Origin of the sequence: Thalassotalea euphylliae (assembly GCF_042682785.1) — a bacterium.
GTDB lineage: Bacteria > Pseudomonadota > Gammaproteobacteria > Enterobacterales > Alteromonadaceae > Thalassotalea_F > Thalassotalea_F euphylliae.
The window spans coordinates 197,233-212,949 of sequence record NZ_JBHUIB010000002.1 but is presented as its reverse complement, the minus strand read 5'-3'; the positions used below and the strand labels follow the sequence as shown (position 1 = coordinate 212,949).

General features: G+C 43.6%; 16 protein-coding genes. 3 read left to right on the top strand and 13 right to left on the bottom strand.

The features are described from left to right. Nucleotides 1-95: 95 nt before the first annotated feature. Nucleotides 96-1,502 carry a Re/Si-specific NAD(P)(+) transhydrogenase subunit beta gene (gene pntB, locus ACFSJY_RS07030; RefSeq protein WP_386032630.1) on the bottom strand — a complete coding sequence of 469 codons (1,407 nt, stop codon included), beginning with the start codon at nt 1,500-1,502 and terminating at the stop codon, nt 96-98. 11 nt (nt 1,503-1,513) lie between these two features. Then, a complete protein-coding gene (locus ACFSJY_RS07025; RefSeq protein WP_386032626.1) occupies nt 1,514-3,061 on the bottom strand; it encodes a Re/Si-specific NAD(P)(+) transhydrogenase subunit alpha in 1,548 nt (515 codons plus the stop codon). 189 nt (nt 3,062-3,250) lie between these two features. Between ACFSJY_RS07025 and ACFSJY_RS07020 the strand changes: the two genes are divergently transcribed. Beyond that, a complete protein-coding gene (locus ACFSJY_RS07020; protein WP_386032623.1) occupies nt 3,251-3,775 on the top strand; it encodes a gamma carbonic anhydrase family protein in 525 nt (174 codons plus the stop codon). Here the strand turns inward: ACFSJY_RS07020 and ACFSJY_RS07015 are convergent. The 11 genes from ACFSJY_RS07015 to rnm form a co-directional block, all read right to left on the bottom strand. Then, the gene (locus tag ACFSJY_RS07015; protein ID WP_386032620.1) at nt 3,756-4,988 is read right to left on the bottom strand and encodes an ABC transporter substrate-binding protein; all 1,233 of its coding nucleotides are present in this window, start codon (nt 4,986-4,988) and stop codon (nt 3,756-3,758) included. The two genes, ACFSJY_RS07020 and ACFSJY_RS07015, sit on opposite strands and share 20 nt — an antisense overlap. A gap of 38 nt (nt 4,989-5,026) precedes the next feature. Continuing rightward, nucleotides 5,027-5,527: a YcgN family cysteine cluster protein gene (locus tag ACFSJY_RS07010; RefSeq protein WP_386032618.1), complete on the bottom strand. Its 501-nt coding sequence runs from the start codon at nt 5,525-5,527 to the stop codon at nt 5,027-5,029. 7 nt (nt 5,528-5,534) lie between these two features. Next, nucleotides 5,535-6,203, bottom strand: a complete 669-nt coding sequence (locus tag ACFSJY_RS07005; protein WP_386032616.1) for a fumarylacetoacetate hydrolase family protein — start codon at nt 6,201-6,203, stop codon at nt 5,535-5,537. 2 nt (nt 6,204-6,205) lie between these two features. Then, nucleotides 6,206-7,216: a lytic murein transglycosylase gene (locus ACFSJY_RS07000; protein ID WP_386032720.1), complete on the bottom strand. Its 1,011-nt coding sequence runs from the start codon at nt 7,214-7,216 to the stop codon at nt 6,206-6,208. Between the two features lie 46 nt (nt 7,217-7,262). Further along, nucleotides 7,263-7,565: a YcgL domain-containing protein gene (locus ACFSJY_RS06995; RefSeq protein ID WP_386032613.1), complete on the bottom strand. Its 303-nt coding sequence runs from the start codon at nt 7,563-7,565 to the stop codon at nt 7,263-7,265. Nucleotides 7,566-7,656: 91 nt separating this feature from the next. Further along, the gene (gene rnd, locus ACFSJY_RS06990) at nt 7,657-8,868 is read right to left on the bottom strand and encodes a ribonuclease D (protein ID WP_386032610.1); all 1,212 of its coding nucleotides are present in this window, start codon (nt 8,866-8,868) and stop codon (nt 7,657-7,659) included. A gap of 36 nt (nt 8,869-8,904) precedes the next feature. Next, nucleotides 8,905-9,768, bottom strand: coding sequence for a 23S rRNA pseudouridine(2605) synthase RluB (gene rluB / locus ACFSJY_RS06985; RefSeq protein WP_386032608.1), 864 nt, complete (start codon nt 9,766-9,768; stop codon nt 8,905-8,907). 50 nt (nt 9,769-9,818) lie between these two features. Next, on the bottom strand, nt 9,819-10,388 hold the full coding sequence (gene scpB / locus ACFSJY_RS06980; protein ID WP_386032606.1) for an SMC-Scp complex subunit ScpB: 570 nt from the start codon (nt 10,386-10,388) through the stop codon (nt 9,819-9,821). Next, nucleotides 10,385-11,158 carry a segregation and condensation protein A gene (locus ACFSJY_RS06975; protein WP_386032603.1) on the bottom strand — a complete coding sequence of 258 codons (774 nt, stop codon included), beginning with the start codon at nt 11,156-11,158 and terminating at the stop codon, nt 10,385-10,387. The genes scpB and ACFSJY_RS06975 overlap by 4 nt, the downstream gene beginning before the upstream one ends. A gap of 31 nt (nt 11,159-11,189) precedes the next feature. After that, on the bottom strand, nt 11,190-11,810 hold the full coding sequence (locus ACFSJY_RS06970) for an L-threonylcarbamoyladenylate synthase (protein ID WP_386032600.1): 621 nt from the start codon (nt 11,808-11,810) through the stop codon (nt 11,190-11,192). Between the two features lie 34 nt (nt 11,811-11,844). After that, nucleotides 11,845-12,708 (bottom strand): RNase RNM, encoded by an 864-nt coding sequence (gene rnm / locus ACFSJY_RS06965; RefSeq protein ID WP_386032597.1) that lies wholly within the window; start codon nt 12,706-12,708, stop codon nt 11,845-11,847. A 354-nt stretch (nt 12,709-13,062) separates the two neighbouring features. Here rnm and aroF point away from each other — a divergent pair, with 354 nt between their 5' ends. Beyond that, complete coding sequence (aroF, locus tag ACFSJY_RS06960) at nt 13,063-14,079, top strand: 3-deoxy-7-phosphoheptulonate synthase (protein WP_386032594.1); 1,017 nt, start codon at nt 13,063-13,065, stop codon at nt 14,077-14,079. 18 nt (nt 14,080-14,097) lie between these two features. Continuing rightward, the gene (locus ACFSJY_RS06955; RefSeq protein ID WP_386032592.1) at nt 14,098-15,717 is read left to right on the top strand and encodes an anthranilate synthase component 1; all 1,620 of its coding nucleotides are present in this window, start codon (nt 14,098-14,100) and stop codon (nt 15,715-15,717) included.

The window sequence follows — 15,717 nt, the reverse complement described above, 5'->3', positions numbered from 1 at the left end:
GTGATCGAGCTAAGGCCCATATAGAAGGAAGCATAAAGTAAAAACCTCAGCGATTGCTGAGGCTTTTTGGCTAGCATAAAAATACGTGTAGTTGTTTACAATGCTTTCGAAATATTTTCGACTGACGCCTTAGCGTCACCAAACAACATGCCGGTATTTTCTTTAAAGAACAATGGGTTTTGCACTCCTGCATACCCTGTGTTCATCGAACGTTTAAACACTACAACTTGCTTGGCATTCCAAACTTCAAGTACCGGCATACCCGCTATTGGACTACCGGGGTCTTCGCTAGCAGCAGGGTTAACCGTATCGTTCGCGCCTATTACCAGAACAACGTCTGTTTCAGGGAAGTCGTCATTAATTTCTTCCATACCTAAAACAATGTCATAAGGCACTTTAGCTTCAGCCAGTAATACGTTCATATGCCCTGGTAGGCGGCCTGCAACAGGATGAATACCAAAACGCACTTCTACGCCTTTTTCCTTGAGCTTTTGTGTCATTTCATACACGGGGTATTGGGCTTGCGCAACCGCCATTCCGTAGCCTGGTGTGATAATGACAGACTTAGCATTACTCAGCATTTCAGCCACTTGCTCCGCTTGTACCTCTACGTGTTCGCCATAGTCTTTATCAGTATCTACTGATACTTTTGTACCAAAGCCACCTGCAATTACACTGATGAACGAACGGTTCATCGCCTTACACATAATGTAAGAAAGAATCGCACCTGATGAGCCTACTAGCGCGCCAGTGACAATCAACAAATCATTGCTTAACATAAAGCCAGCTGCTGCAGCTGCCCAGCCGGAATAACTGTTCAACATAGAAACAACCACTGGCATGTCTGCTCCACCAATTGATGCTACTAAGTGCCAGCCAAAGACTAATGCTATCAGTGTCATGACCAGTAATGCTGAGTCGCTACCACCTTGGTTAACAAAAGAAATCATTAAAGCGAAGCTAACAACGCCTGCACCCAAATTCATTTTGTGACGGTGGGGCAGCATCAGTGCTGCAGAATTGATAATACCGCGCAACTTGCCAAAAGCGACAACTGACCCAGTGAAGGTTACCGCGCCGATGAACACGCCAAGGAACACTTCTACTAAATGAATGTTCATTTCAATTTGTTGCATGTCAGTTAAAGGCAGCAAGCTAGCGCTATCATGGGCTTCATAGTAGCTATTGTAACCAACAAACACGGCAGCCAAACCAACAAAGCTATGGAGAATTGCCACCAATTCTGGCATTTCTGTCATTTCTACTTTTTTAGCGAGCCTAAAACCAATCGTGGCACCAACCGCCATCGTGACGACAATAACCCAAACATTATCAACGCGCGGATCTAGAATGGTCGCCAATAACGCTATTGCCATACCGGCAATACCGAAGTTGTTGCCTTCTTGAGCCGTTTCTTGCTTGCTTAAGCCAGCTAAACTGAATATGAAAAGTAATGCAGCAACAATGTATGCCGCGGTGATTACACCGTTAGATAATTCCATGTGATTGCCCCCTACTTCCTAAACATCTTCAGCATACGTTTAGTGACAAAAAAGCCACCCACTATGTTTATTGTTGCAATCAATATCGCAATACCTGCCAGCACTTGTACCAACGTATTGTCACTGCCCACTTGCAGTAGTGCCCCGACAATAATAATGCCTGAAATTGCATTGGTAACACTCATCAGTGGCGTATGCAGTGCATGCGTTACATTCCATACCACGTGATAGCCAACAACACAGGCTAAAACAAAAACGGTAAAGTGCTGCAGAAAATCTGGTGGCGCTACGCTAGCAACCCAGCCAAACACAAGGCCAGCACCCGCCATCCATAAGTACTTATTGCTGCTTTTCTCTTCTGCTACTGGAGCTTCATCCTTCGCTTCAATTTTACTCGACAGTGAAGGCGCTTTTGCCCCCGGTGCAGCACTCACTTGTATAGGCGGTGGTGGGAAGGTGATTTCTCCTTGATGCACGACGGTCATATTGCGAATGACTTGATCTTCAAAGTCGATCTCAATATTGCCATCTTTCGCAGGACAAATAAGCTTTGAGAGGTTAACTAAGTTGTTAGCATAAAGCGCAGAAGATTGGTTCGGCAAACGAGATACTAAATCGGTATAGCCAATAATTTTTACGCCTTTCACCGTGCTCAGTTTACCCGGTTTGGTCAACTCACAGTTACCACCACCTGCAGCAGCTAAGTCGACAATAATGCTACCTGGCTTCATCGACTCAACCATGTCTGTTGTGATTAATTTAGGCGCTGGCTTGCCAGGTATCATCGCTGTTGTGATGATGATATCAACGTCTTGCGCTTGCTCTCTAAACAATGCCATTTCAGCATCAATAAAGGCTTGGCTCATTTCTTTTGCATAGCCGTCGCCGCTTCCTGTATCTTCAGGCTCCTCGTAGTCAAGCTCAAGAAACTCAGCGCCCATGCTTTCAATCTGTTCTTTCACTTCAGGACGCGTATCAAAAGCACGAACAATTGCGCCTAAGCTACCTGCGGTGCCGATAGCGGCTAGGCCAGCAACACCTGCACCAATAACCATGACTTTTGCTGGCGGTAAGTTACCCGCAGCGGTAATTTGCCCTGTTAAAAATCGGCCAAAATGGTGAGTCGCTTCTATCACGGCACGATAACCGGCGATGTTAGCCATTGAACTCAGTGCGTCGAGTGACTGCGAGCGTGTCATACGTGGCACCATGTCCATGGCTAGCGTGGTAATGTCTTTCTTTTGAAGTGCTTCTACAAGTTCAGCATTTTGCGCAGGTTGGATAAAGCTGACGAGCGTTGCTTTATCTTTCATTGATTCGACTTCTTCTAAGGTCGGTGGATTGACCTTGAAGATAACGTCTGATTGCCAAACGTCGTCCGCTTGCGCCATTACAGCTCCAGCATCAGCATAGTCACTGTCATTAAAACTGGCTTTTTTACCCGCCGTTTTTTCGACATGTAAATCAAAGCCTCTTTCGATAAGTGCCTTTACGGATGCGGGCGTAGCAGCAACACGGTTCTCGCCTTTCAGCGATTCTTTAGGGATCCCTATTTGCATAACTCACCTTATTGTTTTTATTAATTATTTACTACGCGTTGACCTTATTGTTTTTATTTTATTCAACACTTGTACAGTTGTAACACCTTTTGCACAGAATTTGTACACACTTTAGAGTAGTTATTCCATTCGCTTTTTTCTAACAAATACGTAAACTGACTCAAAACCTTAATAAAACTGGTATCTTTTATGCTTTATAAGTTGGGTGAATTAGCACCATTAGTCGATAAAAGTTGCTTTATAGCGCCTAGCGCATCGGTGATTGGAAACGTAACCATCGCTGCTAATGCAAGTGTTTGGTTTAACTGTGTTTTACGCGGTGACATGGACAATATTGCCATCGGAGAAAACAGCAATATTCAAGACGGTTCGGTGCTACACGTTGATCAAGGTCAACCTATCTCTATCGGTAAAAACGTGACTGTCGGTCACAAAGTGATGCTGCATGGTTGTAGCATTGACGATGAGACACTAATTGGTATGAACGCCGTAGTGCTTAACGGCGCTAAAGTTGGTAAACACTGTGTGATAGGCGCCAATGCGCTAGTTACAGAGCATATGGAAATACCAGATGGTCAACTAGTGCTAGGCTCGCCGGCTAAAATAGTAAAGCCTATTGATGAAAAAACGAAAAAGCTACTTGTCATGTCTGCACAGCACTATGTTGACAATGGTAAGCGCTACACGCATGAACTTAAGGCGCTAGATGAATAAATTGTTGCTGGCGATGCACTTCCAACTGATGCAGTGCGGCTTTCACATCGCCATGATCAATAAAGTCGATAAAAACCTGCTGGGCACTTTGCGCAAACCCTTTCGGCGCCTCGCGGTCAAAAAACTGTGTTGTTGAAGACGCATTGTTAAGTTGCTCTGCGCCTTTAATGACAAGTGCAGGGTCTTTCTGCATAGCTTTAATATTTGGTGAACATGACGCCATTGAATTTGCTAATAGTTTTTGATGTTCTGGTTTTGTCATATAACGCAGAAACAGCTCAGCGGCTTCATTATCACCAGCAGATGTCGTCAAGCTCATTACAGTGGTTGGCGCAATTTCAACCGTTGGTACATCCTCAATAATTTGAGGAAAAGGGAAATAACCAAGTTTACCTTGTACTTTTTCGGGGATATGGCTCAAGGAGAAACTGCCAATGAGTGTCATTGCAGCATGCTCGCGCGCGACCAAATGCAAACTTCTGCTACTGCTTATTTCCTCATGTGTTGGTAGAAAAAACTTTGACTCTACTAGCGCTTGCCACAAAGTGAATACCTGCTGTATTTCTGTGGAGGATTCGAAATTAACCTCGCCATTAACTACTTGCTTATAAAAATCCTCACCAAACAGCCTTAACGTTAAATAGTCAAACCAAGCCGCCGCAGGCCAAGATTCTTTTCCGCCAAAAGCAATAGGGTAAACGCCATCAGCTTGAATGATTTTTAATACGTCAATGAAACTTGTCCAATCAACAGGCGCCGATAAGCCCAATCGTGCGAACGTAGCCTTGTTGTAATAAAAACCCAAAGGGTAGTATAGGTAAGGAACACCGAATACTTTGCCGTCAACCGTAACACTGCGCCTTATCGAACTTGGATAACTTTGGTTAAAACCAAGATCATGCCATAGTCCATCTATCGGCTTAATAAAGCCGGACTTGGCCAGCACCGATAGGCGATCACCTGCGTGCCAAGAAATGACATCCAATTCAGCGCCATAATTGTCTAGTTTACTGCTAAGTTCGTCGAAACTGCTGCCGCTCAAGCGACGCATTTGAACTTGATAGTTAGGGTGTTCTTTTTCGAACGATTGAATTAACTGTTGGAAAGCTTGCTCATGGCGTTCATGAATGATCAAACTTCCAAATCGAATCACTTCTTTTGCCATCAATGGCGTAGTGACAATAAAAAATACAATACCTAAAAGTAACCGCATCAATATACCGTAACAACATGCCATTAATCCTCGGCACGTTAATCTAGGTCATCTAACGGCCAGGTGACAATATAGTCCTCAAAGTCTTCAACAAAAACATCATCGTCTTTGACGATTTTGCCGCGAACCGACATACCCGCTTTATGCATTGCTGACTTCTTACCCTTATGCAGTAACGGATGCCAACTAGGGATACCCCGCCCTTCTTGGATACGGCGATAGGTGCAACTAGGTGGCATAAAAAATACATCGTCTAAATTATCTTGGGTAAGTTGAACACAATCAGGTACTAGCTTGGTACGTTGTGCATACTTAGTACATTGACAGGTTTTATCATTGAGTAAATGGCAGGCAATATTGGAGTAAACCATTTGCTCACCTTCTTCCATATGGTCTGTCGGCGTAAACTCATCTTCATCACTGGCCGACTCATCGTGGATGAACTTATGCAAACAGCATTTTGCACAACCATCACACAACGACTCCCACTCTTGGCGTGTCATTTCTGCCAGTGATTTAACTTCCCAGAATTTGTTCATTTTATCACTAACCCTTTGTGACGTTTGTTCCAAAATTGTAATTTTCTAGGCTTAATTGTAACTCATCACCAGGGTGTAGCGCAGCTACTCCCTTGGGCGTGCCTGTAAAAATTACGTCTCCTGGAAGCAACGTAAACTCATGACTAATAAGTGATAACAAGGATGGAACATTGCGAATCATCAATTCAGTATTACTTTTCTGACGCATTTCTCCATTTACTTGCAAGCTAAATGCTGCGTGATCAATGGTGTTACATATGTCAACGGGAATAAACGGTGAAAGTGGTGCTGATTTATCAAAAGACTTTGACCTTTCCCATGGTCTACCGAGCGTTTTCATCGACTTTTGAATGTCACGGAGGGTTAAGTCCAAACCCAAACCATAGCCCCAAATCGCATCCATTACGTCTTGCTGTGAAGCACAAGTCAGTGCCGATTTTATAAGCACAGTTATTTCAACTTCGTTATGGCACTCCCCTTTATCAAGCGGAATATCAATTGGCTTAAGCAGGTCACAAAAAGCCGTATTGGGTTTCATAAATAGAACAGCTTCGCCGTTAACAACGCTACCCATTTCTTCGATATGGTCGTGATAGTTTTGACCTACGCAAATAGCTTTACCCGTTGGCAGGTCAATAGCATCACCATGAATGCTTTTATGCTGATAATTAAACATAATTAATTTATCGGTGGGAATTTTATTCGATCAGACAAGTGCCCGACAGAGCTCACAAAGTAGTATGACAAGTTCCAATGCATCAAGCTTTTGTAATTGTCATATGCCAAATATGCTCGCCCATTTTCGTCATCAGGAAAGACGAGTGCCGCTTTAACATCTACATTAGGTAGTGCAGTACCGTCCATTCGACGTACACCAAGTGATTGCCACTCAATTAATGAACGTTCAGAGTCTTGCCATGCCTTTAGCCAATTTTTTCGGCTGCCTGTATTTTTTGGGATGGCATTAGCAACATCAAACCCTTCGGGTAACTTCACTTGTCTACCCCACGTAAGGTCATCGTTCCAACCTTCTTTCTTCAGATAGTTAGCCATTGACGAGAATACATCTGCGTAATTACCCCAGATATCCTTTTTACCATCACCATCACCATCCACAGCGTAACTTAAAAATGACGTCGGCATAAACTGGTTCTGTCCCATAGCGCCAGCCCAAGAGCCTTTCATGTTTTCAACGCTGATATGCCCTTCATCTAAAATGGTTAAAGCAGCCCACAATTGCTTTTTGAAGAACGCTTCACGTCGACCTTCATAGGCTAAAGTAGACAACGCAGAAACAACACTGTAGTTACCCATGATTTTGCCGAAATTTGTTTCTAAGCCCCATAGCGCCACAATAAAACGCGGCTGAACACCGTACTTGTTGCCAATGTCAGTCAACAGCTCTTTGTGTTCTTTGTAAAGTTTACGGGCTCTATCAACCTTCCATTGCGGCACCCGTTTGGGTAAATACGTATCTAAAGTTTCAACACGCTCAGGTTGGTTACGATCCGCTTTAACTGCACGCTTGTAAAATGTCATGCTAGCAAATGCGCTATCAACAAATGCTTCACTAAAACCTTTGTCTAATGCCTCGACTTTTAACTGCTCAACATATTGTTCGTAGCTTGGTTTTGTGTCATCAACCTGCTCTGTATCGCTTGCATACACACCCAATGACGCAATAGTCATTGTCACCGCAGCAACCAGTGGCTTAACGGAAAATAATTTCATCATGTTATGCGTCCTCTTCCTTGGCTTGTTTCTTTTTCTCATCCATTTGCGCTTTGTGTTCATCAAGCAGGTTTTCAGTTGGCGGAGGTAATTGTAGATAAAAGCCTTTGTCTTCGAGTTCAGCTTTTACTTTGTCGATATCCGCAATGGCGAGCTTTTGCTTATCGGCAAGGTTAACAATGGTTACTAAGTTTGGCGTACCAAAGGTTTTCATCAACGCTTCAGGTACTTGCGAGAAATCATCGCGTTTAGTGATATAAAGGTAAGTTTGATCTTTTTTAGGGCTTTTATAAACCACACATAGCATAACGGAGACCTATGTAAAACAAAGAGGTAGGCTGGCAATATAGCATGCAGATTAACGGCTTTTCATCCATTAATCGTGAAAAATATTCGCTTTAGCGAAATCCATTCTCAGCGAAAGACTGAAGCTTGTCGCCTAGAATATTAGCTCGCCAAGTTTGCAAAATATCCACTAGTTGCGGCTGTTGCTCTGCACCATTGAGTTTAAAGAAGAATTCTAAGAATTGATTAATTTGTTTTTTTGACGCTAAACTCTCGACCGTTAAGCCATTTTCTTCAGCAACGTCTGCAACAAAGTGTTTCACTTTTTTGAAGATTTGCTTGTAGCCTGGGTACTCATCTAAGCGTCTAATTTTTTCAGGGTACGTTGAAACGTCATCTTCAAGCGCTTTCTTAATCACACCAACAATAGCCTTGCCTTGATGGCGAACATCGAGCTCTACCACCCCTTCAATATGTGCTAAGCCTCCAACATTTCGAGGCATAAACTGCGCCGCCAACATTAACGTAGGGTCTTTTGCTATGAAGCTTAACGGCTGATTCTTAAACTTCGCACGTTCATAACGCCAAATAGCCAAGTGTCGTAAAACATTGAGTTGTTTGGGATTGAGCTTCCACGCCATTTTGATATTGCGATAAAGGTTTTGCTCATCAATCGCAGTAAACTTTCGCTCTATCATCATTTGCGACTCTTGCTGCGCCGCAGATAGCCAACCTTGCGCTTCAATATCAGCGATCAGTTTGGGGTAAATAGCAAACAGATGGCTTACGTCGGCTTTCGCATATTCCTTTTGCTTTTCAGATAAAGGGCGTTTCGTCCAATCAGTGCGCGACTCAGACTTATCAAGTTCAATATCTAAATAGTGCTTGACCATGGCTGCATAGCCCAATGAAAGACCATGACCCAAAAAGGTCATCACCAACTGACTATCGAGCAAGTTAACAGGCTTGCAATTACCTGCATGTAAGAATACTTCTAAGTCTTCAGAGCAAGCATGTAAAACCTTGACGATTTTTTCATTGCTGAGCAATGCCCAAAATGGAGCCAAATCATCAACCTCAATTGGGTCGACTAAAGCAATGTGTTCACCATTACAAATTTGTAAGAGACCTAACTTAGGGTATAGCGTTCGGGTACGAACAAACTCTGTATCAATGGCTAATACAGGTGATTGAGACAAACTGTCGCATAGTACAGCTAAAGCTGCGGAGTCAGTTATGTAATGATGTTGCACGCGCAATGCCCCTGAGATGTGAACGACTTTATCACTGAAAATCAGGTCAACCTCTTGTTGACCTGATGGCATGAAAACTAGCTTATTTTAACGCAGAAACCAAGTAGATTATTTACGGTTTCTTCGCACTGATTGTTTGTGACGTTGTTGATGTTTCTTAACGCTCCGACGAATACGTCTATTCTTCGCGTTGTCGATCATCTTCTCATTCACTTTTACTTTTGACTGTGTTTCTGGCGGCAGTTGTACCGCTTTACGATAGTAATTCACGTCTGGTAAATGTAGCTCAGTCCAACCACCCAATGGTAATTGGCGTTGTAATTCTAGATCACCATAACGAACTCGAATAAGACGACTCACTTGCACATCTTGGCTTTCCCAAAGTCGACGCACCTCTCTGTTACGCCCCTCGGAAAGTACTACATGAAACCAATGATTTCTGCCCTCACCACCGCGGTAGGTAATTTTTTGGAACTTGGCGGGGCCGTCTTCCAACTTAACCCCGTGACGAAGACGTTGAAGCATGGCTTCATCCACTTCTCCAAAAACGCGCACTGCGTACTCACGCTCTATTTTATGGGACGGATGCATTAAACGATTTGCTAGTTCACCGTCGGTGGTAAATAACAACATACCTTGGGTATTAATGTCCAAGCGACCAACAGCTATCCAACGACCGTTTTCTAATGGTGGTAGACGGTCAAATACCGTTGGCCTACCTTCAGGGTCTTTGCGAGTACACATTTCACCTTCAGGTTTGTTGTACATTAACACACGGCAGATCTGGTCGGTGACAGGTTTGATGGCAACTGAATGACCATCAACGCGAATTTGTTCGGTGCCGTCTACACGATCACCCAAGAATGCGGTTTTTCCGTTTACGCTCACACGCCCAGCGCTAATAACAGCTTCCATTTCACGACGTGAGCCTTTACCCGCTCGGGCAAGGACTTTTTGCAATTTTTCAGACATGGTAAATTAATCTCTTACGTCAGTAGCTAGATACCTTGCAATAGGTACCTTTATGCCTCTGTCTCACTAGCTTCGATTACGTTTTCAACGTTATCTGCCTGATTTATCGGTAAAACCTCGGGTAATTGTGATAGCGACGTTAAACCAAAGTAACTTAAAAAAGTTGTGGTAGTACTAAAGAGTGCTGGACGACCAGGCACCTCTCGATGGCCGGTTATTTTAATCCATTGACGCTCAGTTAGCGACTTTATTATATAACTACTTACCGCAACTCCGCGAATTTCTTCGATTTCTGAACGCGTAATGGGTTGTTTATAAGCAATTGTTGCTAGTGTTTCGAGCATAGCGTTGGTGACTTTTTGTGGTTTATCACGCTGCGCCATTAGCAGCTTATCTTTGACCGCTTCGTTAGTCTGAAAACGGTAACCCGCGCCAACTTCGACCAAGTTGACCCCACGCTCTTGATATTCTCGCATTAACTCTTCAAGCGCTCGCTTGATTTGTTTGGTGGTCACACCGTCGTCAGAAAACAACCGCTGTTTCATCTGTTTTGCAGACACAGACGAATCCGTTGAAAACAAATACGCCTCGATCACTTGTTTGAGCAAACCAAGTTTCATATCACTTTCACCCACAACATGTCGTTTTCAACCAAATAATCAACTTCACCATGTTTTAACAATTCAAGTATGGCAATAAATGTCACGACGACACCCGCACGCCCTTCTTCTTTAACAAGCAGTTTGGGCAAACTTAGCAATGTATCGGCCTCTTTGAGCGTCGCCAAAAGCCAGTCCATCTTATCGTGAGTCGAGAGCACTTCTCGTTGAATATGGTGATGTTCAACAAACGTCTGTTTTGCCAACACCTGCTGAAACGCTTTTACTAAGTCGCCTAGCGCAACGTTTTCATGCTGATGACTTTGCTCATCAAGCAAAACATCGACATTTGAGACAAAGAAATCACGCTCCTGCCGAGGCAATTCATCGAGCAATTCAGCGCCTTTTTTAATGCGTTGATACTCTTGGAGTTTGCGAATAAGCTCCGCACGTGGATCTTCTTCATCTTCTTCTATTTCGGTCACTGGCAGCAAAAGCTTTGATTTTATTTGCATTAACGTAGCAGCCATCACCAGATAATCAGAAGATAAATCAATATCGTATTGTTCGAAGTGTTCTAAATACTGCGAATATTGCTGGGAAATAGGCGCAATTGGCAAATCAGCGATATCAAATTTTTGCTTTTTAATCAGATAAAGTAATAAATCTAATGGCCCCTCAAATTCATCCAAACGGACTGTCAAAGCACCTTCAGGAATATAGAGGTCACCCGGTTTCTCAGTAAATGCCTCGCCTCTTACCCGTGCAAACGGTAATTCCTGCTGTTCCATGGTTCACTTACACCAACTAAGTTGAAGTCAGCTATTCAAAAGGCGTCGCATCACCTTCTCCGACACGTAAAACCTCGACTTCGCCTTCAGAGAAGTCAATTACCGTCGTTGGATGCTCGCCCAGATAACCACCATTGATAATTAAATCAACGCGGCGCTCTAAAACATCGCGAATATGCTCTGGGTCATACTCAGCCATGTCTTCGCCCGGCATGATGAGCGTTGTTGACATCATAGGCTCGCCTAGCTCCTCAAGTAAGGCTTGAGCTATGTTGTTCTTGGGAATTCGAATACCAATGGTTTTTTTCTTAGGATTCATCAAGCGGCGCGGTACTTCTTTCGTTGCCTTGAAAATAAAGGTGTACGCGCCTGGGGTATTATTCTTCATCAAACGAAAAGCCGTATTATCAACTTTGGCATATTCAGAAAGCTCAGATAAGTCACGACAAACTAAGGCAAAGTCGTGATCCATGTCTATATTGCGAATTTGGCAAATACGTTCAAGTGCCTTTTTGTCACCCAAGTGACAACCAAGCGCGTAGCCAGAGTCAGTTGGATAAACAACAACAGCACCATCTTTAATCATAGCGGCCGCTTGCTTCATTAAACGACCTTGGGGATTGTCCGGGTGGACATAGAAAAATTGACTCATGATTTGCTCTTTTTATTTACAGTCGATAACCGCACTATTGCCACAGCTGCCAAACAGGCTTCACGTCTTCAGGTAATGTCAGATTTCGGCCTAAATCGCTCCATTTACTAGGGTAATGAAAATCTGACCCTAACGAAGCATATAAATCATATTCTAGACAATAACTTACCATAAGTCGTCTTTGTTGCGGATTCATTTGCGGCAAAACAATTTCCATGGCATCACCACCGGCGTCTTTAAAGTCGATAATCAGCCTTCTCAACCATTTGGCAGTCATGTCATATCGCATAGGATGCGCAAGCACCGCCGTACCACCGGCTTTATGAATGGTAGTTACAGCTTCGGCAACGTCACACCAAAGGGGCTTAACAAAAGCGCGTTTGCCTTTGCCAATATACTTGTCAAATGCCGACTGCATTGCGCTGACATCGCCTTGCTCATAAAGCACGCGAGCAAAGTGTGCACGAGTTATGGACCCATCACCTGCAAGCGCTTGTGCTTTAGACAACATGTCAGTAAAACCACATTTAGCAAGCTTTTCACTCATTTGACTCGCGCGTGAATCTCTGGCGTCCTGTTGTTTATCAACCAATGCCTTAAGTGACTCATTTTTCGGATCAATATTGAGCCCAACCACATGAATTTCAAAATTCTGCCACAAGGTGGATATTTCAATGCCGTTAATAAGCGTAATATTTAGCTTTTGTTCTTGTATATAACGAAACGCACTATCAAGTGCTGCGGTCGTATCGTGGTCTGTTATAGCAAGTGCACCGATTTGAAAATTTACAGCTCTATCAATAAGTTCTGTCGGTTTCAGGCGACCGTCAGAACATGTAGTGTGTGAGTGAAAATCACAGCGAGCATCAAAATTAAAGTCAAAATCAATAGTTGACATACTGCAGAAATTGCGGTCTTCTATATAGGAGTATTTATTCTACTGCGTAAGCAAGTTAATTACACGCAGTTAATAACAATAGTGAAAGAATGATGACAAGCAAAAGCACTGTAGTAAAAACTACACAACTAATTTGGTGGTGGCATAACTCAACATAAGTGGGTTGTGAGCTTTTGCGTATGCAAAAAAAGATTCTGAAAACCCGCTTTACTGGCGGGTTTTCTCGTTTTTGGACCTAAAAACTTTAGGAAATTTAAAATGTTAACAACGAAAGTGAAAAGTTGGTTTATTTGGTGGCTTCAGCCAATTTACGCCGGATGACAACCCCATAAATTAACGTAGGAAAAAACTGAAATGATTATTGTACTTAAGCCGCAAGCAACAGAAGCGGATGCAAACGAAATTCTTGATAAAATAGCCTCTTTAGGCCTTAAACCTCTTTACATGCCAGGTGTTGAACGCACCGTTCTAGGCGCTTTAGGTGATGAACGCGTATTAAAGCAACTTCACTTAGATGCCTACCCTATGGTTGATCAAATCAAACCCGTATTAAGCCCATACAAATTAGTAAGCCGTGAACTACAAGCACATGACTCGGTTATTTCAATTGGTGGTATAAAGGTTGGTGGCGGAAACTTTACCATTATTGCAGGTCCTTGCTCGGTCGAATCAGAGGAGCAACTGTTTAGCGTTGCCGACATGATAAAGACTCATCAAGTGTCGCTGTTACGCGGCGGAGCATTTAAACCTCGCACCAGCCCATATAGTTTTCAAGGGTTAGGAGAAGAAGGCTTGCAGCTACTTAAAGCTGCCAAAGAAAAATTCCAACTACCTACCGTATCGGAAATCATTGACCCAAGCGATGCTGACTTAATGGCACAGTATATTGACTGCTTCCAAATAGGCGCTCGCAATATGCAAAACTTCCGATTACTTGAAGCGGTGGGTAAACAGCAAAAGCCAGTACTATTAAAGCGCGGTATGAGTGCCACAATTGAGGAACTCTTACTCGCGGCGGAATACATAATCAATGCAGGCAACCCTAACGTTATTTTGTGTGAGCGTGGTATTCGCACTTTCGAAACAGCAACCCGCAATACGCTTGATCTGAACGCTGTTGCCTATTTAAAAGAGAAAACACATTTACCTGTTCTTGTTGACCCATCTCACGGTACTGGCGTTAAATCTTTGATTAACCCATTATCTCGAGCGGCAGCTGCTGTAGGTGCAGATGGCATTATTGTCGAAGCACATATGAACCCGAAAGAGGCATTATCTGACGGACATCAAGCATTAACTGCCGAAGATTTTGCTAAGCTAATGGCCGATATCAAGCCATTTGTTCAAGCAGCTGGCAAAACACTACGTTAATACGCTGGAATAACAATAATGCAAACAACCATCAATCAAACGTTGGGTGCAGTAAATACGCTATCGGGCTCGGCTGAATATCAGCCGGATCCGTTAGCCGTTTACCAACGCCTCTGCGATGACAAGGCGCACACAGTGTTGCTAGAGTCCGCTGAAATCGATAAAAAACATGCATTAAAAAGCCTACTGGTTACTGATGCTGCAGTGAAAGTCGTTTGCCATGGCCGTCAAGTTACACTGGAAGCACTAACACTTAACGGTGAAGCGGCAATCGATTTTGTATGCCAACAACTTGCAGATGTCGCAAACATTTCAACACTGGCGTCCGACCAAGTATGTTCGTCACGCAAGACGACTCAGGTAGTGTTTCCGAGTAGTGATGACAACTTAGATGAATTATCGCGATTAAAGGCAAACAACGCCTTTGATGCTTTACGCGTGTTCAAACAAATACACAACAGTAATCATCATGAATTAGCCGTTATGTTGGCTGGCTGTTTCGCGTTTGACCTAATGGCGGTTGCAGAGCAATTACCAGAAGTATCAGACAGCCCAAATAGCTGTCCTGACTATGTGTTTTACCTGGCTGAAACCATTGTTGTAATTGACCATGAAAAACGCAGCACTGAAATTATTGGTAACGTGTTTTCTGGGCCAGAACAACAGAAGTGTTATTTTGAAATCAGTCGCCGTCTATCAGAAATAAAACAACAACTTTCACAGGTGATTGAAGCAGTACCTGAGAATGTCTCAACAGCAACCAGTGACGAGGTAGACGTTAGCGTTGATATTTCAGACCAAGAATTTTGCCATACGGTCGAATCGTTAAAAGAAAACATTCGCGCCGGGGACATTTTCCAAGTTGTGCCGTCTCGCACGTTTTCTTTGCCATGCCCGCAGCCGATTCGTGCTTATCAAAAACTGAAGCTATCAAATCCAAGCCCTTACATGTTCTTCTTACAAGATGAAGACTTTGCCATGTTTGGTGCATCACCTGAGTCTGCATTGAAATACCAAACCAGCAACAACCAAGTAGAGCTCTACCCAATTGCCGGCACTCGCTCTCGTGGTTTTGATGGTAATGGCAATTTGTCATTAGATTTAGACAGTAGAATCGAATTAGAGCTTCGACAAGATCAAAAAGAACTTGCTGAGCACATCATGCTTGTCGACCTCGCCCGCAATGATATCGCTCGCGTATCAAAACCTGGTTCTCGCCATGTTGCGGAGCTATTAAAAGTTGATCGATATTCGCATGTGATGCATTTAGTCTCTCGCGTATGCGGTGAGCTAAAACCAGAACTTGACGCTCTGCACGCTTATCAAGCTTGCATGAATATGGGCACCCTTTCAGGTGCCCCGAAAGTGCGTGCGACTGAACTTATTCGCCAATATGAAGGAAAGCGCCGTGGCAGTTATGGTGGCGCAGTAGGATATATGACAGGCAGCGGTGAAATGGATACATGTATTGTCATTCGCTCGGCGTTCGTTCAAAACGGGACCGCGCACGTTCAAGCTGGAGCAGGAGTAGTTTACGATTCAAACCCGCAAGCTGAAGCAGATGAGACACGCCAAAAAGCGCAAGCTGTTATCAACGCCGTCAAGGCGTCCCTAGCCTCATCGGCAGTGGAGGTTTAG